This is a genomic window from Flavobacterium kochi (assembly GCF_048286715.1).
Lineage (GTDB): Bacteria > Bacteroidota > Bacteroidia > Flavobacteriales > Flavobacteriaceae > Flavobacterium.
Map to the genome: position 1 here is coordinate 84,494 of NZ_JBLVPW010000015.1, position 20,834 is coordinate 105,327.

General features: G+C 34.2%; 20 protein-coding genes. 7 read left to right on the top strand and 13 right to left on the bottom strand.

Annotated features, from left to right (window positions below; all coding sequences use genetic code 11):
• Window positions 1-9: 9 nt before the first annotated feature.
• Together ung and ACNQGH_RS14280 are read right to left on the bottom strand one after the other, a co-directional pair.
• Entirely contained in the window at window positions 10-681 is a 672-nt protein-coding gene (gene ung, locus ACNQGH_RS14275) for a uracil-DNA glycosylase (RefSeq protein WP_417956689.1), read from the bottom strand.
• A gap of 1 nt (window position 682) precedes the next feature.
• Window positions 683-901 carry a nucleotidyltransferase family protein gene (locus tag ACNQGH_RS14280; protein WP_417956690.1) on the bottom strand — a complete coding sequence of 73 codons (219 nt, stop codon included), beginning with the start codon at window positions 899-901 and terminating at the stop codon, window positions 683-685.
• Between the two features lie 81 nt (window positions 902-982).
• Between ACNQGH_RS14280 and ACNQGH_RS14285 the strand changes: the two genes are divergently transcribed.
• Window positions 983-3,148, top strand: a complete 2,166-nt coding sequence (locus ACNQGH_RS14285) for an endonuclease MutS2 (protein ID WP_417956691.1) — start codon at window positions 983-985, stop codon at window positions 3,146-3,148.
• Window positions 3,149-3,232: 84 nt separating this feature from the next.
• Window positions 3,233-3,649, top strand: a complete 417-nt coding sequence (locus tag ACNQGH_RS14290) for a thiol-disulfide oxidoreductase DCC family protein (protein ID WP_417956692.1) — start codon at window positions 3,233-3,235, stop codon at window positions 3,647-3,649.
• A 266-nt stretch (window positions 3,650-3,915) separates the two neighbouring features.
• On the opposite strand, the gene ettA is transcribed toward ACNQGH_RS14290, so the two are convergent.
• From ettA to holA, 3 genes are read right to left on the bottom strand one after another with little or no spacing between them, the layout of a single operon-like run.
• Window positions 3,916-5,610: an energy-dependent translational throttle protein EttA gene (ettA, locus tag ACNQGH_RS14295; RefSeq protein WP_417956693.1), complete on the bottom strand. Its 1,695-nt coding sequence runs from the start codon at window positions 5,608-5,610 to the stop codon at window positions 3,916-3,918.
• Window positions 5,611-5,653: 43 nt separating this feature from the next.
• Window positions 5,654-5,836 (bottom strand): CAL67264 family membrane protein, encoded by a 183-nt coding sequence (locus tag ACNQGH_RS14300; protein WP_091169561.1) that lies wholly within the window; start codon window positions 5,834-5,836, stop codon window positions 5,654-5,656.
• 48 nt (window positions 5,837-5,884) lie between these two features.
• On the bottom strand, window positions 5,885-6,889 hold the full coding sequence (gene holA, locus ACNQGH_RS14305; protein ID WP_417956694.1) for a DNA polymerase III subunit delta: 1,005 nt from the start codon (window positions 6,887-6,889) through the stop codon (window positions 5,885-5,887).
• A gap of 89 nt (window positions 6,890-6,978) precedes the next feature.
• Between holA and ACNQGH_RS14310 the strand changes: the two genes are divergently transcribed.
• The 3 genes from ACNQGH_RS14310 to ACNQGH_RS14320 all read left to right on the top strand — a co-directional run bounded on the left by ACNQGH_RS14310 (window position 6,979) and on the right by ACNQGH_RS14320 (window position 9,336).
• Window positions 6,979-7,428: a type I restriction enzyme HsdR N-terminal domain-containing protein gene (locus ACNQGH_RS14310; protein ID WP_417956695.1), complete on the top strand. Its 450-nt coding sequence runs from the start codon at window positions 6,979-6,981 to the stop codon at window positions 7,426-7,428.
• A gap of 13 nt (window positions 7,429-7,441) precedes the next feature.
• Complete coding sequence (locus ACNQGH_RS14315) at window positions 7,442-8,428, top strand: glycosyltransferase family 2 protein (RefSeq protein WP_417956696.1); 987 nt, start codon at window positions 7,442-7,444, stop codon at window positions 8,426-8,428.
• 74 nt (window positions 8,429-8,502) lie between these two features.
• On the top strand, window positions 8,503-9,336 hold the full coding sequence (locus tag ACNQGH_RS14320; RefSeq protein ID WP_417956697.1) for an OmpA/MotB family protein: 834 nt from the start codon (window positions 8,503-8,505) through the stop codon (window positions 9,334-9,336).
• A 117-nt stretch (window positions 9,337-9,453) separates the two neighbouring features.
• Here ACNQGH_RS14320 and ACNQGH_RS14325 read toward each other — a convergent pair whose 3' ends face one another.
• The 3 genes from ACNQGH_RS14325 to ACNQGH_RS14335 form a co-directional block, all read right to left on the bottom strand.
• The gene (locus ACNQGH_RS14325) at window positions 9,454-10,074 is read right to left on the bottom strand and encodes an L-threonylcarbamoyladenylate synthase (RefSeq protein WP_417956698.1); all 621 of its coding nucleotides are present in this window, start codon (window positions 10,072-10,074) and stop codon (window positions 9,454-9,456) included.
• A gap of 49 nt (window positions 10,075-10,123) precedes the next feature.
• Complete coding sequence (locus ACNQGH_RS14330; RefSeq protein WP_417956699.1) at window positions 10,124-12,460, bottom strand: ATP-dependent helicase; 2,337 nt, start codon at window positions 12,458-12,460, stop codon at window positions 10,124-10,126.
• Between the two features lie 118 nt (window positions 12,461-12,578).
• On the bottom strand, window positions 12,579-13,346 hold the full coding sequence (locus ACNQGH_RS14335; RefSeq protein ID WP_417956700.1) for a sulfite exporter TauE/SafE family protein: 768 nt from the start codon (window positions 13,344-13,346) through the stop codon (window positions 12,579-12,581).
• A 133-nt stretch (window positions 13,347-13,479) separates the two neighbouring features.
• On the opposite strand from ACNQGH_RS14335, the gene ACNQGH_RS14340 reads away from it, so the two are divergent.
• Window positions 13,480-14,001 (top strand): DUF7935 family protein, encoded by a 522-nt coding sequence (locus ACNQGH_RS14340; protein WP_417956701.1) that lies wholly within the window; start codon window positions 13,480-13,482, stop codon window positions 13,999-14,001.
• 104 nt (window positions 14,002-14,105) lie between these two features.
• Here ACNQGH_RS14340 and ACNQGH_RS14345 read toward each other — a convergent pair whose 3' ends face one another.
• A complete protein-coding gene (locus tag ACNQGH_RS14345) occupies window positions 14,106-16,169 on the bottom strand; it encodes a M1 family metallopeptidase (protein ID WP_417956702.1) in 2,064 nt (687 codons plus the stop codon).
• A gap of 104 nt (window positions 16,170-16,273) precedes the next feature.
• Here ACNQGH_RS14345 and ACNQGH_RS14350 point away from each other — a divergent pair, with 104 nt between their 5' ends.
• Window positions 16,274-17,011, top strand: coding sequence for a Dph6-related ATP pyrophosphatase (locus tag ACNQGH_RS14350; RefSeq protein ID WP_417956703.1), 738 nt, complete (start codon window positions 16,274-16,276; stop codon window positions 17,009-17,011).
• Window positions 17,012-17,081: 70 nt separating this feature from the next.
• Here ACNQGH_RS14350 and ACNQGH_RS14355 read toward each other — a convergent pair whose 3' ends face one another.
• From ACNQGH_RS14355 to ACNQGH_RS14370, 4 genes are all read right to left on the bottom strand, one after another.
• Entirely contained in the window at window positions 17,082-18,566 is a 1,485-nt protein-coding gene (locus ACNQGH_RS14355) for an aminopeptidase P N-terminal domain-containing protein (protein WP_417956704.1), read from the bottom strand.
• 386 nt (window positions 18,567-18,952) lie between these two features.
• Entirely contained in the window at window positions 18,953-19,237 is a 285-nt protein-coding gene (locus ACNQGH_RS14360; protein WP_417956705.1) for a hypothetical protein, read from the bottom strand.
• Between the two features lie 133 nt (window positions 19,238-19,370).
• A complete protein-coding gene (locus tag ACNQGH_RS14365; protein WP_417956706.1) occupies window positions 19,371-19,916 on the bottom strand; it encodes a DUF1697 domain-containing protein in 546 nt (181 codons plus the stop codon).
• 229 nt (window positions 19,917-20,145) lie between these two features.
• On the bottom strand, window positions 20,146-20,592 hold the full coding sequence (locus ACNQGH_RS14370) for a NanQ anomerase/TabA/YiaL family protein (RefSeq protein WP_417956707.1): 447 nt from the start codon (window positions 20,590-20,592) through the stop codon (window positions 20,146-20,148).
• Window positions 20,593-20,834: the final 242 nt, after the last annotated feature.

Sequence of the window (20,834 nt, forward strand, 5' to 3'; positions counted from 1 at the left end):
TTGAATTGCTTACATCCATTTAATCGGGTCTATGCCGTTTTCTTTCAAGTAGTCATTTGTTTTGCTAAAATGTTTATTTCCAAACCACTTCCCCTGATTCGCACTCATTGGTGACGGATGGCCGGATTCTAATACCAAATGTTTGTTTCGGTCAATTTTGAGCCCTTTTTTATGGGCAAAATTACCCCAAAGTAAAAAGACTACATGCTCTTTTTCCTCGGAAATTTTTCGAATAACAGCATCGGTAAAAATATTCCATTTTAAATGTTTATGACTGTTTGGATTGCCTTCCCTTACGGTCAGCGATGCATTCAAAAGCAAAACACCCTGTTTCGCCCATATTTCTAAATTACCAGAAGCGAGCATAAAAACAGTCCCTAAATCATTACTCATTTCGCGAAAAATATTACGTAAAGAAGGGGGGATTCTGACACCGTCATTTACCGAAAAACACAGACCATTGGCCTCCCCTTTTCCATGATATGGATCTTGCCCAATAATAACCACTTTTACATCCTTAAAACTGCAATAGTTAAAAGCGGCAAAAATCAATTCTTTTGGAGGATAACACGTATGCTTTTTACATTCTTCTCCAACGGTTTTTATTAAATCCTGAAAATAGGGTTTCTGAATTTCGTCTGATAAAATGGATTGCCATTGATGATTAAGATTGATCTGCATGCTATTCAAATTTGCTTAGTGCAGTTGTCAAATAAGAATATAGTCCCATCAAAAAGTTATAAGATACTTCTTTAAACTCAACAAAGAAATCAACATCATTATCAGCTTTTTCAAGTCCTTTATCATAGGAACCAAACAAAGCAATCATTACAACGCTACAATTATCTTTCAGGAATTGCTTTTCTGTTTGCAAAGTATTGATCATTTCGTTTTTTTTCATTGAACAAATATAAAAATTAATTGTTTTAGATTAATACAACTTAACAAGTTTGTAACTTTGTGGAAAATTTCTATTTATTAAATGATATCCATCACCGAAAAAACATTACAAGATTTACAATTCCCAACCGTTCTCGATACCATTTCGACGATTTGTAATACTGATATTGGAAAACAAAAAGCATTAGAAATAACTCCGTTTAAAGACAGGGAAACCTTGATGCATGCATTAATGCAAACATCTGAGTATGTTTCCTCTTTTCAGAATAATAATGCCATTCCTAATCATGGCTTTGATGCCATAACGCATGAAATTAAATTCCTGGCTATTGAAGACAGTTTTCTTGAAGTGGGTAGTTTTAGAAAAATCGCCACTATTTCATCAACTGCAAATTTTCTGTTGAATTTCCTGAAAAAATTCGAAGATTACTACCCTAACTTAAACACAAGGGCTGCACAAGTAGAATTTACTAAAGAAATCATCACAATGGTCGATGAAGTAGTCGACAAATATGGTGAAATAAAAGACAATGCCTCTGCTGATTTATTGGATATTCGCAGGAATATGAATCTGGTTCGTGGCAAAGTCAATCAAAGCTTTGGGACAGCTTTGACGCAATATAATGCACTCGGCTATTTAGATGACATTAAAGAAAGTTTCGTTCAAAACAGAAGAGTTTTAGCTGTTCTCGCGATGTACCGTCGTAAAGTAAAAGGATCGATTCTGGGTAGCTCTAAAACCGGAAGTATAGCGTATATCGAACCCGAAACCACACTCAAATATTCTCGCGAACTAAGCAATTTAGAATACGAGGAAAAAGAGGAGATCACCCGAATACTAAAGCAGTTATCGAATAAAATACGTCCTTTTTTACCACTGCTCATTCACTACCAGGATTTTTTAAGTGATATTGATGTAATTGCTGCCAAGGCAAAATACGCTAATAAAATAAATGGAATTTTACCGACAATCACTGAGGAACGTCGACTCTATTTTAGAGATGCCTACCACCCTATTTTGTATTTGAATAACAAACAGAAAAATGAAATTACGCATCCACAGACTATTGAACTATCTCAGGAAAGTAGAATCATCGTAATTTCAGGTCCCAATGCAGGAGGAAAAACCATCTCATTAAAAACCGTTGGATTGCTTCAATTGATGTTGCAATCTGGAATGTTAATTCCTGTACACGAACGTAGTGAAACATTTTTATTCGATCGTATTTTAACCGATATTGGAGACAATCAATCTATTGAAAATCACTTAAGTACCTATAGCTACCGATTAAAGAACATGAACTACTTTTTAAAGAAGTGCAATAAAAAAACGATGTTCCTGATTGACGAATTTGGTACCGGTTCTGATCCGGAATTAGGGGGTGCCCTGGCCGAAATTTTCCTAGAAGAGTTTTATCATCGGGAAGCTTTCGGGATTATTACAACGCATTATTCGAATTTAAAAATTCTAGCTAATGAATTGCCTTGTGCAACCAATGCCAACATGCTTTTCGACGAAAAAACATTAGAACCTTTGTACAAATTGGTTTTGGGACAAGCGGGAAGTTCTTTTACTTTTGAAGTAGCTTTAAAAAACGGAATTCCATTTAGTTTAATAAACCGTGCAAAAAAGAAAATCGAAGTCGGAAAAGTGCGCTTCGATAAAACGATTGCTACCCTTCAGAAAGAACGGTCTAAGATGGAAAAAACTTCACAAACGCTAAAAGAAGAGGAAACAAAAGCACGTGAAGAAGGCAAGAAAATGGAAAACATTAATGTAAAAATTAAACAAAAACTGGAAAGCTATCAGGAATTATATGACAGCAATCAGAAAACGATTTATATTGGTCAAAAAATAGAAGATATAGCAGAGAAATATTTTAATAACAAAAATAAAAAAGACCTGATTGGTGAATTTTTGAAAATTATTGAAATTGAAAACTCCAAACGCAAAAAAGCCACTCCAAAAGAGGCCATAGCTATTATTGAGAAGAAAAAAGAAGTGATACAGGAAATCACGGTTCATGTAGAAGAAATCCGCAAAGAAAAGAAAGAAAAGAAACTAAAACCTGTAATTATAAAACCAAAGACAATCTTAAAAGTAGGCGATCGGGTTCGGATGCTCGACGGAAAATCAGTAGGAAGCATCGATAAAATTGAAAAAAATAAAGCAGTGGTGAACTATGGCATATTTACTTCTAAAGTAAGTTTAGAGGATTTGGAATTCGTAGAGGCGGGTAAGAAGTAAATTTCTGTCTTCAATTTACAGTTTGCAAAGGAAGGGCCTCAGTCCGTTTACTAATTTTAAATGTTGAACCCTAAATTTTAAATCATGCCTAAGATTCCTAAAGACAAAAAAATTATCCTCTTCGATGGTGTTTGTAATCTTTGCCATTCGGCTGTACAATTTGTCATTAAACACGATAAAAATGATATTTTTAGGTTTGTGTCTCTACAATCTAATTTGGGTCAGGAAATTACAAAACACATTGGAATCGATACCAAAAACATTGACAGTATCATTTTATACCAACCTGGGATTGCCTATTATTATAAATCGGAAGCCGTAATCAAAATTGCTGCAAGTCTAGGAGGAATTTATTATTTTGGAACTTTATTTTCCCTTTTCGCTACTTCCTTTAATAATCGCATCTATGATTATATCGCTAAAAACCGCTACAAATGGTTTGGAAAAAAGGAAAGCTGTATGATTCCCACTAGGGAACTAAAAGCTAAATTTCTAGAATAGAATTAATTATAATAATTATCATCCGTACTTTTAACAGTAATGCTATATTTGACCGACTTAAAATTGGAGTTATGAAAGACAGATCCCTTTTTTCTTGTGATAACGGATCATCTATAATGATTGTCATGTTCGGTTTGATAATAAGTAGCATTAGTTGCCGCTATTTTAATTATGATGAATGCTGATCATAAGAAATACTATCTAAAAAATGAGGATATCTTTAAATTTAGACATCCTCTTATTGATATTAACTATTCTGAAGGATATTAACTTCTAATTAATTTTCTGTATTTCAATCGTTTTGGAGTTAAATCACCACCCAAACGTTTTTTCTTATTCTCTTCATAATCAGAGAAACCACCTTCAAAATAATATACTTCAGAGTTTCCTTCGAAAGCTAGAATGTGCGTACAAATTCTGTCCAAGAACCATCTGTCGTGAGAAATTACTACCGCACAGCCAGCAAAGTTTTCCAAGCCTTCTTCTAATGCACGAAGGGTATTAATGTCCAAATCATTCGTTGGCTCATCCAGTAAAAGCACGTTTCCTTCTTCTTTTAGTGTCATCGCAAGATGCAAACGGTTTCTTTCTCCTCCTGAAAGCATAGAAACTTTCTTGTTTTGTTCACCTCCACCAAAATTAAATCTTGACAAATAGGCTCTTGAATTTACTTGCTTTCCTCCCATCATAATCATTTCCTGACCGTCAGCAAAGTTTTCCCAAATCGATTTATCGGGATTTATGTTAGAGTGTGCTTGATCTACGTAAGCAATTTTTACGGTATCACCAATTAAAAACTCGCCTGCATCTGGCTTTTCTTCACCCATAATCATTTTAAAAATTGTTGATTTACCCGCACCATTTGGTCCGATAATCCCAACAATCCCTGCTTGTGGCAACGTAAAATTTAAATTATCATATAGCAGTTTATCGCCATATGCTTTAGCAACATTTTTCGCTTCAATTACATTCGTTCCTAAACGTGGACCATTTGGAATATAAATTTCCAAATTCTCATCCAATTGTTTTTGATCTTCATTCAATAATTTATCATAGTTCTGCAAACGCGCTTTTTGCTTAGTTTGACGGCCTTTGGCACCTTGACGAACCCAGTCCAACTCACGTTCAAGTGTTTTTCTGCGTTTTGAAGCTACTTTTTCTTCTAGCGCCATACGACTTGATTTCTGATCTAGCCAGGAAGAATAGTTCCCTTTCCAAGGAATTCCCTCACCTCTGTCCAATTCCAAAATCCAACCTGCTACATTATCTAAAAAGTATCTATCGTGCGTTACTGCAATTACGGTTCCGGCGTATTGCGCTAAATGTTGCTCCAACCACAGTACACTTTCTGCATCCAAGTGATTTGTAGGCTCATCAAGAAGTAATACGTCAGGTTGTTGCAACAACAAACGACATAAAGCTACTCTACGACGCTCTCCACCAGATAAATTTCTAATTGGAGTATCACCTTCTGGAGTACGTAAAGCATCCATAGCAATTTCTAATTTAGTATCGATTTCCCAAGCACCTAATGCATCAATTTTATCTTGCAAAAGCGCTTGACGATCCATCAATTGCTCCATTTTATCCGCATTTTCATATACTTCAGGCAAACCGAAACTATCATTGATTTGGTTAAATTCATCCAAAACTGCCATTGTTTCAGCAACTCCTTCTCTTACAATTTCAATAACTGTTTTATCATCATCCAAATGTGGTTCTTGCTCTAAATATCCCACAGTATAACCTGGTGCAAACACGACGTCACCCTGATAGTTTTTATCAACACCTGCAATAATTTTTAATAAAGAAGATTTTCCGGAGCCATTTAAACCCAAAATACCTATTTTAGCTCCATAAAAAAAACTTAAATAAATATTTTTTAACACCTGCTTATCACTGCTTGAATACGTTTTACTCAATTTCGACATTGAGAATATCACTTTTTTATCGTCTGCCATTCTTTTTAATTTAAAATTTAAAATTCAACATTTAAAATAACTATTAAAGCCTGCCCTTAAGCGAACTAAAAACCCATGCGTTAGCCAGAAAGCCAACACCTACGGCTGCAAATCCCCAACCTGCTACATCATCATATCTGAAAGCGCCTAACGCAATAAGCAATAAACCCATTACAATCATTATTAAAGTAGCCCAACCTAAGATAGTATTTTTATTCATTCCCATATTTAGGTAAATTATATTTAGAGCTGCAAATATCGGTAATTTTAGTCGCTAATTAAATATTTTGTACAGCATTTCTCTTAACAAATCAGATTGTGACATCGCATTGACACCAACGCCTTTACTTTTTACATCAATATCTCTTAAAGCACCAATAATTTGACTCACTTTTTTCATTGGATAATTTTTTAAAGCAACATCATATTCTTTCAAAAAGAAAGGATTCACACCTAATACTGCTGCTACATTTTTTGGATTTTTGTCTTTCAATCCGTGGTATTTCAATAATTGTATAAAAAATCCAAAAACCAGACTCGTAGTAACCACCATTGGATTGTCTTTTGGATTTTGGGCGAAATTTTCGGCAATGGTATATGCTTTTAATTGATTGCGTTCCCCCAATGCTTTTCGCAATTCAAATACATTAAAATCTTTACTGAAACCAATATTCTCCTCTATATGCTTTGGAGTTATTGTACTACCGGTGGGCAGGATAATCTGTAACTTTTCAAGTTCGTTGTTAATTTTGCTTAAATCCGTTCCAAGAAATTCTACTAACATAGCACTTGCCTTTGGTTCTATGGCATATTTCTTTCCTGATAAAACACGTTTAATCCAGTCTCCCACTTGATTTTCATACAATTTTTTACTTTCGTAAACGATACCGTTCTTTGCTAATAACTTAGTAAGTTTTTTTCGTTTATCCAACGTTTTATATTTGTAACAAAAAACCAAAACAGTTGAAAGCATTGGATTCTCAGCATAACTATCCAACTTATCAATCGTCCGAATCAAATCTTGCGCTTCTTTTACAATCACCACTTGGCGCTCCGCCATCATTGGATACCTTTTAGCGGTCGAAATAATATCTTCTATTGAAACATCTCTTCCATATAAAATGGTTTGATTAAAGCCTTTTTCCTCTTCGCTTAATACTTTTTCTTCAATATAATCAGACAGTTTATCAATATAATACGGTTCTTCCCCCATCAAAAAATAGATGGGTTTGATGTTGCCGCTTTTTATATCATTTACAATTTTTATAACCTCGTCCATTTCTTTTTGTTTAAAAGTTTGAAGTTCAAAGTTTGTTTCTAGTGAAACTTTACACTTTAAATTTTAAACTTATTTAATACTTTTGCCTTATGCAAAAACTAAATTTTCAACTTTATAACTTTCGGTTCAAAAATAACGAAAATAAAGTCTCCATATTTGATGAAATCAGGAAAAAATTTATCATTCTTACCCCAGAAGAATGGGTCCGTCAGCATGTAGTCCAGTTTTTACTGGAAGAAAAAAAATACCCAAAATCATTGATAAATGTAGAAAAAGTCTTAAAAGTCAACGGCTTACGCAAAAGATATGATGTTGTCGTTTTCAATCCTGATGGTTCTATTTTCATTTTAATCGAATGTAAAGCTCCTGAAATAAAAATTGCACAAGCGACTTTCGACCAAATAGCTCGTTACAATATGACGATGCACGCCCAATTTTTGATGGTGACCAACGGATTGAATCATTACTTTTGTCAAATGGATTTTGAAAATGAAAAATATCAGTTTTTACCCGAATTACCAATGTATGAAATCCAATAATCAAACGATCTAAATGAAAATAGCTGTTGTCATACTCAATTGGAACGGAGTACAATTATTAGAAAATTTTTTGCCTTCGGTACTGCAATATTCATCCGAAGCTACTATATATATTGCAGATAATGCGTCAACAGATGATTCTATTTCATTTGTACTGGCTAATTTTCCTTCCGTGAAAATCGTGAAAAATGAAAGTAATTTAGGTTTTGCCGGTGGTTATAATGAAGCATTAAAACATATTGATGCGCAGATTTACGCTTTGGTAAATTCCGATGTTGAAGTCACTGAAAATTGGTTACAGCCCATCCATAAAACTTTCGAAAACGAACCGGAAACAGCCATTATCCAACCTAAAATATTAGATTTTAAACGTAAAGAATATTTCGAATATGCTGGTGCAGCGGGAGGTTTTATAGATCAATACGGTTATCCTTACTGTCGTGGACGTATTTTTGAGACTTTAGAAAAGGATAACGGACAATACAATGACAACTGTGAAATATTCTGGGCTTCTGGAGCCTGTTTCTTTATACGAAGCTCGGTTTATAAGGAATTACAAGGTTTTGATGCCGATTTTTTTGCCCATCAGGAAGAAATTGATTTATGTTGGCGTGCAATCAATAAAGGATTTAAAATAAAATACAATTCAAAATCTGTTGTTTATCACGTTGGAGGAGCCACTTTAAAACAAGGAAATCCAAAGAAAACATATTTGAATTTTAGAAACTCTTTATTGATGTTGACAAAAAATTTACCTAATGATAAATTGTACTGGATTCTGTTTTGCAGAATGATCCTGGATGGAATTGCCGGAGTGCATTTTCTTTTACAAGGAAAATCCAATCATTTTTTAGCAATAATAAAAGCGCATGGTTCATTTTACAGCTTGTTTTCAAGTAATTTAAAAAAAAGAGATGAATTTCAAACTGAAAAATACTACAATACAAAAAGTATCGTTTACTCCTATTACATTAACAGTGGCAAGGTTTTTGTTAAATAATTTTAACATTAATTTATGTATAATTTCTAACTTTTAAAAACTAAATTTACAAATCAAATCTTAAAAAAAAATTTATGAGAAAAATAGTAATTGCCTTATCAGTATTAGTACTTTTAACTTCTTGTGTTTCTAAAAAGAAATACACCGCTTTAGAAGCTAGAAACAAAGAAACCCAAGATTTATTGAATTCTGCTACTGTAAAATTAAATTCTTGCTTAGAAGAAAAAGCGGGACTTTCAGCAACGGTAGCCGGTTTAAAAGAGCACAATCAAACACTGATCAATACGTCTAAAGACATGACGGTATTGACCACTAAAGGGGCTGAAAATATTGAGAAAGCTTTAGAATCTATCAAAGAAAAAGATTTGAAAATCAGCAGAATGCAAGATGCCTTAACTAAAAAAGACAGTGTTACACTTGCTGTTGTTACAAGTTTAAAAAGTGCTGTTGGCATTTCTGACCCGGATATCGAAATAAATGTTGAAAAAGGAGTTGTATTTATATCTATTGCAGACAAATTGTTGTTTAAAACTGGAAGTTATGATGTAACCGACAGAGCAAAAGGTGTTTTGGCTAAAGTAGCTAAAGTAGTTAATGACAAACCTGATTTTGAATGTATGGTTGAAGGACATACTGATAACGTTCCTTATAATGGTTCAGGTATTTTATTGGACAACTGGGATTTAAGTGTGAAACGTTCGACGTCTATCATTCGTGTATTGACGAATCAATTAGGTGTTAAACCAGAACAACTAATTGCAGCGGGAAGAAGTTCTTACGTTCCTTTAGTTGCTAATGATTCAGCTGAAAACAGAGCACGCAACAGAAGAACTCGCATCGTTGTTTTACCTAAAATCGATCAATTCTACGATATGATTGAAAAAGAAATGAAAAAACAAAAACAATAATCATTTCAGATTGCAAATTGCAGAAATAAAAAAAACGTCTTGAAGATCAAGACGTTTTTTTATGCTTTTTTTTTAGGATGTTGTTTAACATTCTTAATCTCAAATCAAAACAATCGCTTAAAGAATATCCAAGCTTCCTTTACCTTCTCTGACTACTATCGGTTCATCACCAGACAAATCTATAATGGTAGATCCCATATTGTCGCCATACCCCCCATCAATAACCAGGTCAACTAGATTTTGCCATTTCTCGAAAATGAGCTCTGGATCAGTTGTATATTCTATGACATCATCATCATCATGAATCGACGTAGAAACAATTGGATTACCTAATTGGCGTACAATTTCCAGTGCAATGGAATTATCGGGAACCCGAATTCCCACTGTCGTTTTCTTTTTGAATTCTTTAGGTAAGTTAGTATTTCCCGGTAAAATAAAAGTATATGGTCCTGGCAAAGCTCTTTTTAATAGTTTAAAAGTAGGTGTATCAATTTGTTTCACATAATCGGATAAATTACTCAAATCGTGACAAACAAAGGAAAAATTAGCCTTTTCGAGCTTAATTCCTTTTATCTTGGCGACACGCTCTAGCGCTTTCGTATTGGTGATATCACATCCCAATCCATATACGGTATCCGTTGGATAAATCACTAAACCGCCATCTTTTAAAACCTTAACTACTTTGGCAATTGCTGCTTCGCTTGGTTTGTCCGGGTATATTTTTATAAATTGAGCCATTTTTTTTTAAATTTTAGATTTCAGAAAACAGATAAAAGACAACCTATGATTATCCAATAATATCCAATTTTGCAAATCGCAATAACAATTTCTTTATTCCGCCTACTTCAAATTTTATTTCGGCTTTTTTATCAGCTCCCACTCCTTCCAGGTTGATAACTTGTCCCTTTCCAAAGCGTTCATGCATAACCATATTCCCTGCAATAAGTTTATTATCAAATAAATTAGCACTTCCAGCCGAAGAACTACCTGCAGATACTGGTTTTAATTTTCTAATATTTATATCCGATTTAGGTTCGTTATCGGTACTGTTTTTTGGAGGTGTACTTCCTATTGGTTTTGCCAGACGCAATTTAGATTTATCTACATCCCCAAAAATATCACTGTCAATCATAGGCTTATAACGGTAATTATTTTCAGGAGGTGTCATATATTCTAAATACTGACTGTCGATTTCCTCAATAAAACGCGAAGGTTCGCTTTCCGTTAATTTCCCCCAACGATATCGCGATTGTGCGTATGTCAAATAGGCCTGATGTTCGGCTCTTGTCAAAGCTACATAAAATAAGCGACGTTCTTCTTCCAGTTCGCTTCTCGTACTCATACTCATGGCACTTGGAAATAAATCTTCTTCCATTCCTACCACAAAAACATGAGGGAATTCCAATCCTTTAGCTAAGTGAATCGTCATTAAGGCTACACGATCCTCATCACTGGTATCTTTATCTAAATCCGTTGCCAAAGCCACATCCTCCATAAACTCAGATAAAGCACCTCGAGCGCCGTCAACTTCTTTTTGTCCTTCGGTAAAATCCTTAATACCGTTTAATAATTCCTCAATATTCTGAATTTTAGCCATCCCCTCAGGAGTCGCATCTTTCTTTAATTCTTGAACCAATCCCGTTTTTTTAGCAACATGATCTGTGATATAAAAGGCATCTTGGTTTTCATTTATTGCTTGAAAACTTTGAATCATGGTAACAAAATCAAGCAGTTTTTGTTTGGTTCCCGAATTCAGTTTTAAATCAATTCGCTCAATATTCTGCATCACTTCAAAAATGGAACGTTTGTAATGATTGGCGGCAATGGTTAATTTTTCTATAGTTGTATTCCCAATTCCACGCGCAGGATAATTGATTACCCGGACTAGTGCTTCTTCATCTTTTGGATTGATAACCAATCGCAAATAGCATAGTACATCCTTAACTTCTTTTCTTTGATAAAATGAAAGTCCTCCATAAATTCGGTAAGGGATATCTCTTTTTCTCAATGCATCTTCCATAGCACGAGATTGTGCGTTAGTACGGTACAAAATAGCGAATGCGCCATTATGCAACTGATTCTGCATTTTTTCTTCCCAGATAGTACTTGCTACAAATCGGCCTTCCTCGTTATCTGTTAAACTGCGATGCACTTTTATTTTTGGGCCAAAATCATTAGCCGTCCAAACTATTTTATCAAGCTTGACTTTATTTTTATCGATGATAGTGTTGGCTGCTTCAACAATATTTTTTGTCGAACGGTAATTTTGTTCCAATCGAAAGGTTTTCACACCTTCATAATCTTTTTGGAAATTCAGGATATTATTGATGTTTGCCCCGCGAAATGCATAGATACTTTGTGCATCATCCCCTACTACACAGATGTTCTGAAATTTATCAGACAACGCTCTAACAATCAAATATTGAGAGTGATTCGTATCCTGGTACTCATCGACCAGTATGTAACGGAAACGGTTTTGATATTTAGCCAATACTTCTGGGAAACGAGTCAGCAGTTCATTAGTTTTCAATAACAAATCATCAAAATCCATTGCTCCTGCTTTAAAACATCGGTCTACGTAATTCTGATAAATTTCCCCCATTCGAGGTTTTTTAGACATGGCATCGGCTTCTTGCAAATCAAGATCGTTGAAATAGGCTTTTACCGTAATCAAACTATTTTTGAAATTGGAAATCCTGCTTAAAACCTGTTTTGGTTTGTATACATCTCTGTCCAATTGCATTTCTTTGATAATTCCTGAAATTGCACGCAGTGAATCTTGAGAATCATAAATAGTAAAATTCGAAGGATAGCCTAAATGCTCCGCTTCTGAACGAAGAATTCGCGCAAAAACAGAGTGAAAGGTTCCCATCCAAAGATTTTTGGCCTCACCAGCACCTACAATATCAGAGATACGTTTTTTCATTTCTCGAGCTGCTTTATTGGTAAAAGTCAGAGACAAAATACTAAACGCATCCACTCCCTGATGCATCAAATAAGCAATTCTAATAGTCAACACCCGCGTTTTCCCAGAACCTGCTCCTGCAATAATTATCATAGGACCGTCTTTTTGTAGAACGGGTTCGCGTTGCGCTTCGTTAAGTTGATCAATATATTTATGCATGGAAATTTTTAAATTATATTATGCAAAAATAGCGATTTTGAATGAGGTTTTAAGTACCAAAAAACAAGAATTGACTATTTCGTTCCGCTATTATTTTTAACAGGACATTCTGTATTTATTATTTAAAAAAAACATCGTAGGCAAAGCGGATTAAAGTCCCAATTACAACCACCAAAAAGAAAATTCGAATAAAACTATTTCCTTTATGGATCGCTAATTTTGCTCCAATCCACCCTCCAAAAGCATTACTAACTGCCATTGGTATTGCTACTCCCCAAATAATTTTGCCCTTCAAAATAAACAGACAAATGGAACCAAAGTTAGTGGAGAGATTCACCATTTTAGCATTTGCGGACGCATGTAAAAAATCAAATCCCATAATTGCAATAAAAGCAACCACCAAAAAACTACCCGTTCCGGGACCAATAAATCCATCATACAATCCCACTATAAAACTAATTCCTATAGCATTTAACAGCTGTGTTCTTGGAGAATGAGTTTTTTCGATATGTTGCCCAAAATTCTTCTTTGCATAGGTATAAATAACTAAAAAGGAAAGTACAACCAGCAATAATGGCTTCATAAAATCATTACTCACATACGTTAACAATGTAGAACCTAAAAATGCTGAAGGAAAAGCCAAAAGCATCATAATCGCTAGCAATTTCCAGTTCATATCGACCTTTTTAAGATATTGATAGGCAGCAAAAGAAGTACCGCTAAAAGCAGGAACTTTTAGGGTTCCAATAACTGTTGAAACTGGCAAATTAGGTAATAATATTAACCCCATAGGCGTTTGTATCAGGCCACCGCCACCTACAATAGCGTCTATAAATCCTGCGGCAAAAGCGGCTAGGCAAAGTAAAACCAATACATAAGTTTCCATGCTAATAATCAATATTAAAAATTCCAGTATAAATTGTAAAAATACCATTCGAATTGATTTATTGCTAATTAAATCAAGTTGATTTATAATCAAAAAAGTATATTTTTGCCTTTATAAATTTTACAAAAAAAAAATGGAGTCAATACAAATCATAGGATTACTAAGTTATACTTTACCATCAATTGTCACAGGGGCTGTGGCCTATTATTTTTTTGATCTTCATACCAAAAACGAGGAAGGAAGACGCCGTTATTTATTAAACAAAGAAGCCCAGAAAAACGCATTACCTTTGCGTTTGCAAGCATTTGAGCGTATGACGTTGTATATGGAACGCATCAATCCCACAAAATTATTGATTCGTATTGCTCCTGTTTCGCAAGATAAAAACGATTACGAAAATCTTATAATTGCACAAATCGAACAGGAATTTGAACATAATTTGACGCAACAAATTTATATGTCTGATGAATGTTGGACCATTATTGTGACAGCTAAAAATGCCACAATTCAAATGATTCGTAAAGCCAATATGAGTGATCGTGTGGATAGCGCTGATAAATTGCGTGAAGTGCTTTTGAATGATTTAATGGAAAAACAATCGCCAAGCAATGCAGCTTTGGCTTATATCAAAAATGAAGTAGGGCAATTGTGGTAAAATTATTTCGCATATCGCTTCTAAAAATGCCACAGATTCATCGATTTTTATAAAAATCAGTAAATTGGCGGCAAAAATAATAGAATCATTTTATCTGATTTAAGCTATTCCTTCAATAGCCGATTCAATTGAAATTGATCAGTTCCATTTAAATTCGGCAGAATTCTTTCGAAAGCAACCCTCATTTCCCTTCTTTTTAGCAGTTTTCTGATGTTGTCTCTTCCAAATTTCGAAAATTGCCACATATGATGCGTTGTTGCTTTAACCAAATTTCCCAATACTTCATCGTTGATTATATTAAAAGCAAGCAGTTTTTCTAAAGCATCTTGACGAATGATTGCTTCATAATTAGATGATGAATAATTAATCAATTCCGCTATTAATGGTTCTTTATTTGTTGAATAATTTGCTGTCGATAATGCTAAAGACAACCATAACGTTCGCAGATTATAATCACTAAAACCGATCCAACCTTTTGATTTATCCAAATATCGAGCGCGTTGTTCGGGAAAATTATTCCATAAATTATATAACGCTATTTCTTGTGTTTGATACGATTTATCATCGAGTAAAGTTTCATATTGCATCCTAAAACTTTCCGGAATTTCATTTAGTGTCTCCGCAACCGCTTGACGAACTTGTATGTTTTTGGTTTCCAAAGCCAAGCCTAAAAGGTTAGATTTATCTTCAAATTTTTGTTCTTTTAATTGATTTATTATCGCTTCTTTTACGAAAAAATAAACATTCGATTGTACTGTTTTAGTAAAAAACTCTTCTTTCTCAGACAAAGGTTTATTTCTTAATTTCTCCACTTCAAATAATACCTGAATAGCCCTATTTTTATACAATAAAATGTTAGCTTCTTGTAAATTAAAACCAGTTGTTTCAAGCCATACTTTACTAAAATTACTCAAATCATAATCAGATACTTTTTTTATTTCAGCAAAGAAATCCTGTGTATTTACCGTTTGAAACGAATGTTTTTTCAAATAGCATTGTACTGCTTTTTTAAAAGCCTTATCTCCTATAGTTTCATGTAAGACATGCAACGCCCAAGCACCTTTTTGATAGAACGTCAACGAACTGGCTTTGGCATTCAAAACAGGAATTGTATCGGTTCTGCAAGCGTATTTTAATTGTTGCGCTGATTCATATAATTTAGAATAAAAATAATCTTCACCATAGATTTCCTTTTCGGCCAATAAGGCATAGTAGGTTGCAAAACCTTCCTGAAGCCAATGGTGTTTACTGGTTTCGGCAGTAACTAAATTGCCAAACCACTGGTGCGCCAATTCATGCGCATTGACATTGGTATAACTTCTGTCTTCATGACCAATCGCATCAACTACATAACGAGTGGAGAATAAAGTTGCCGATGTATTTTCCATCCCTGCATACAAAAAATCGCGAACGGGAGCCTGTTTATATATTTCCCAGGGATACTTCACTCCTATTGCCTTTTCTAGAAAATCAAATATTTGTTTCGAATAACGATAAGTTGGTTCCAATTTAGCTCCATCTTTGGATTCATAGTACATTTCTAAAGGAATTCCCGAATTGGATAGTTGCGTTTCTTTTTCAAATTTTCCGATGGCAAGCATTAATAGATAAGAACTCATCGGTTTTTGCATGTTAAATCTCCAATACGTCATCGAATTTTTATTCACTTTGCTTTTTAAAATTCCGTTAGAAATTACCTGGTATTTAGAATCAATAACCACTTCTAAATTAAAAATCATTTTTTCCTTTACATCATCAAAACTCGGAAACCAATGACTTGTATATTTCCCTTGTCCCTGAGTCCAAATTTGCAAATTATCTTTTTCTTCCGAACCAACAAAATACAGCGCTTGTTTCGGCTGGGCAACATAATTAAAACTAATGCTATTTGCCCCTTTCTTAAAAGGTGAAATCAATAGAATTTGTTTTCCATTAGTAGAAAATTGAATTTCTTTCTGATTCAATTCTACCTCGGTAAAATCCATGTTTTGCGCATCGATTTTAATGGTATCTGTTGGTTTCAAAACATCAAACCAATAACTAACTGCTCCTCTAATAGATTTATCTTTAGTATTAATTGTTATTTGTCCATAAACCGATTTAAAATCTACGGATTGTGCTTGTTGACCGAATGCTATTGTGGATAATAAGAGGAACAGGTATTTCATTATTGTAAAAATTATAACTGAGATTTCCAAAGTTACAAAGGATTACCAAACTAATAGTACAATTTTTGTAAGTTTACCCCTGGAAAAACCTCAAGAAAATCACTTTGAAAAAAAAAGCCCTATTTAATTGGAGCAGCGGAAAAGATTCTGCTCTTGCCTTATACAAAACAGCACAAAATTCTGAATTCGAAATTAGCTGTTTGCTTACGAGCGTAAACCAACAATTCCAACGCATTTCGATGCATGGTGTTCGGGTAGAATTATTGGTACAACAAGCCAAAAGCATTGGATTACCGCTTGAAATCATGCAAATTCCCGAAATGCCCACGATGGAGGTCTACGAAAGTGTGATGAGCAAAACATTGGCAAAACTAAAAGACCAAGGCATTACACATTCTATTTTTGGAGATATATTTCTGGAAGATTTGCGTAAATACCGTGAAGACAAATTAGCTGAAATAGGTTTCGAGGGCGTTTTCCCGCTTTGGAAAATTCCAACACATGATTTGATTCAGGAATTTATTAGCTTAGGTTTTAAAACGATTGTTGTTTGTGTCAATGAACGTTTTTTGGATAAAAGCTTTGTAGGTCGTGTTATTGATCAGGAGTTCATTAATGATCTACCAGAAAATGTAGATGTCTGCGGTGAAAACGGTGAATTTCATACCTTTACTTTTGATGGCCCGATTTTCTCTCAACCCATTGATTTCGAAATTGGCGAAGTTGTTTACAGAAAATACGAAAAGCAAAAAGATGAAGATTCATCGGATACCGCTTGCGATACGAGTGCTTCCGATGCGTTTGATTTCGGTTTTTGGTACTGCGATTTAATAGTTAAATGATTTTTAATAAAAAACTCCGAAGTCATAAGACAACGGAGTTTTGTTTTTTGGGATAGCCCTAAAGAAAGGTCTAATCCAATTTTGGCAAATTAAAACTATCAAAAACACTTTTTTCTTTCATAAGTGATTCAATATCATTTGACTTCCTCGGTGCTTCTCCGGATAAGTTAACAGGTCCATTAGCTGTAATTAAGATATCGTCTTCAATTCGTACGGCAATTCCCCACCATTTTTTATCACAATCGCTTCCCTTTGGGATATAAATTCCGGGTTCAACCGTGAGTACCATATTTTCTTCAAAATTATTATACAAACCTGGATCATGAACATCCAGACCGATGTGATGTGAAGTCCCATGCGGAAAATATTTTCGTGATTCATCCGTTGTTTTAGTAATTCCTAATTTAATTAAACCATCGCTGATTATTTTACGTGCCGCAACATCGGGAGCACTGATACTGTTTCCTATTTTAGCAGTAGCAATCCCAGCTTCTTGGGCATCGTAGACTAAATCATAAATTAGCTTTTGCTCTGTAGAGAATTTTCCATTGGCTGGAATAGTCCGGGTTACATCGGCGCTATAGCCATGATATTCTGCCCCTAAATCCATCAGTACCAAATCATTTTCTACTTTCATTTTGCTGTTTTCAATATAATGCAGCACACAACCATTATTGCCTGCTCCTACTATCGAAGGGTACCCCTCGAACTCACTACCATACTTTTTATACACAAACTCATGTACGCCTTGTATTTCAGTTTCAGACATTCCAGGATGCATTGCTTTCATTATTTCACGTTGTCCCATAGCCGAAATCCGAACCGCTTTGGTAAGCAAAACCATTTCTTCCTTGGATTTTTTCTCACGCAAACTAGCCATGAAAGTTGTAATTGATTTAGTATCTACAGCTGCTTTTTTTGAAGTAATGCTTTTTTTAGTATTAATCTCATTTTGCAAATTAGAATCTACTTGTTTTTCTGTTTTCACATCATATCCAATTTGAGTTTTAAAAGCTTCCATTAATTTGTATAAGTCGGCTTTATCTCGCTTTGAATTTCTGATGTCCCCTTCAAATTCCTTAAACAGCACAGTATTATAACTTCCGTAATCAATTCCGGAATTCAGAAACTCTTTCCCATTTAGCGCCACCTCAAAACCTAACTCCTTTTTAGCGCCTTCTGTTCCCAAACGTATTCCTGTCCACTGCTCCGCCTTTGGATTTTTTTCCTGAACGTAAAGCATTTCGTTATAGGTTTTTCCGTCTTTGTCCGTTTGATCATTCGAAAAAACAATCAAAACACAATTGGGTTCTTTGTATCCTGTTAAATAATAAAAATCAGGATCCTGATGGTATACATAATCGACATCATTAGCTCGGTTCCGAACAGGATTACCAAAAAACACTGCGACACTATTACTGGGCATTTTTTTACGCAAAGCCTCTCTTCGATCTTTGTGAAATTGAGCCGACAAGTAATCGTTTGGAGTTCCATTTTGAGCAATTGAAATACAAACAAACAGTACTGTGAGGATAAAAGAAAATCTAAAAGTCATCTATTTACGGGTTAGGGTTTTAAATGGTGCAGTAACACTTCTGCATTGGTAATTGGAAGTAAATATAAATCATTTCATGTTTATTATATAACTTTTTTATGCAGAATTGTTTATAATTTTAGGGTCAAACTAAAAAAAAAGCACACAAAAGTCAAAAAAACTTCGAGTACTCTTTTCCAAAAGTGCCACATAATCCTAGAATTAACCCTAACCAAATCTTATGAAAAATGTTCCAAAATGCACTTATAATTTACTTTTTCTGTATTCCAATCCTGGCCCATCGCAGTTTTTCCAAGTATTGGATAAGGTAGTATTTTCTATTATATAAAGCTTCTCTTTTAGATTTCCATAACAGCTACCTATAATCTCGCTGTCATTGGGATATGTCAATTCCAAATAAATTCCGTCCGGATGATTTGAAGCAGTATAGGTTCCGGAAATGGTCGTTTTAATCGCATTTCTTTCTCTCGATTTTGTAAATGTCCGTCAGTATTCAACAAATAAAATTCGTGCCACTCCATTGCTGTACCGGTAGTTTCTGAGTTAGAAAGAGTACCCGACATTTTAACCAAAGTCCATTTTCCGTAATAACCGGTACTATGCGTTGCTACAGCATCCTTTGAACAGGAATTAAAAAAAGAAAGAAAAACAAGAATAGCAAAATGTTTCATCTATCATTTTTTAAAGATACTATGTAGATGATAACAGGTTTAAAAGGTTGCGTCCAATTATAATTAATTACTTTTTTTAATGCTAAAATAAAGCAGTCCGAATTAATATCAATAGCAGCTGCCTTTTTTAGCCTTATCGTTCTCCAAACATTTTCAGCAACTGTGTCACCGTATTCCAATTCCTAATGGTTGCTGTTACATTCAGTTTTTTTTCAATGTATTTTTGATCAAATCGCGTCTTTCCGGCACCGACAGCATATTTAATGTAAATTCTGCTCGCATCGATACTGGCTTCATCCGGTTTAAATTGACTAATTTTTAAATCATTGATGCTCTCGCTTCGCAAGGCTGTAGAAATGAAAGCCACGTATAATTTTTTATGATCGATAGCTGCCTCCTTCAAAAAAGGATTGTTTTTAAAACACGCTTCTAAATCTGCTGAACCGATAACTACAATAGGGACTTCATGACCAAAAACTTTGAAAATTTCCTGCTTGATTTGAAATCCTACTTTAGAGGCATTTTCTTCTTCTGTATCTACAAAAACATTCCCTGATTGTATATAGGTTTGCACATTTTGAAAACCAACAGCTTCCAAAGTCGTTTTCAAAGCCTCCATTTTTATCATATTGTGACCGGAAACATTGATGCCGCGAAGCAGGGCGAGATGAGTTGTCATTTTTAAGCGTTTTATTAGTTCAAAGATATTGCGTTTGAAACGGAATTCACAATTTAATTAACAGGGATCATTCTACAGTAAAACTTCGAAGCAAACTTTGAAGAACTTACGAACCGTTTTACTAAAAAGCGACCTTATTCAAAAACTAAACGAGGCGATTTTTATAGTTTTTTTAATCTCTTGTATGATTGCCGCTTGTTGCCAATGCCAGCCATAAATAACTTGATTATCAAATTCGTACTTTTACAACAACTTTTTTTACTTTAGAAATACGTTCCGCTTTTACACAAGGTCGATGAAGATCATCAGGAAAGAATAGGGTAAACATTCCCTCTTCTACTCTAATTAAGGAGGTTTCTCCTTCAAAAAAAGAATAATCTTTTTCTTCATCAGTAACTATTATTTTTTGATTGTTTTTAGTCGTAACTCCCATTAATTCAACACCTTTTATAACATATTGAATATCTATATGCTTAATATGCCCTTCTAATTTACAATCGTTAACTTCTTTTGTATCATATTCCTGCACAATTGCAAAAACATCATCATTGTCTATCTGATATTTCCCAGACTCCATTTGGGCTAAATTGGTGTTGTTAATAAATTCAAATCCTTTAGCAATCCTTTCGCTAAGGTTCTCGTAAAGCTTATAATTTTCAATTTTATCAAGTACCATTTTATATTTTTTATTGTTATCAAAATCAATTCAACTTTCCTAAATACGACTGCTAAAGTAAGCATACTTTTTCAGGTTATTATTAATCTTTATTTTATAAACCCTTTTTCGTTTTTCATGAAAAGCCTAGCGATGAATTGTCGTTTTTAAACTTTTTATTTTTTTTAAGAACTACTTGACTCTACATCATCTGAATTTATAGGTTTCATTATTTTTTCGAGCATGCAGGTCAGTACTCGTTG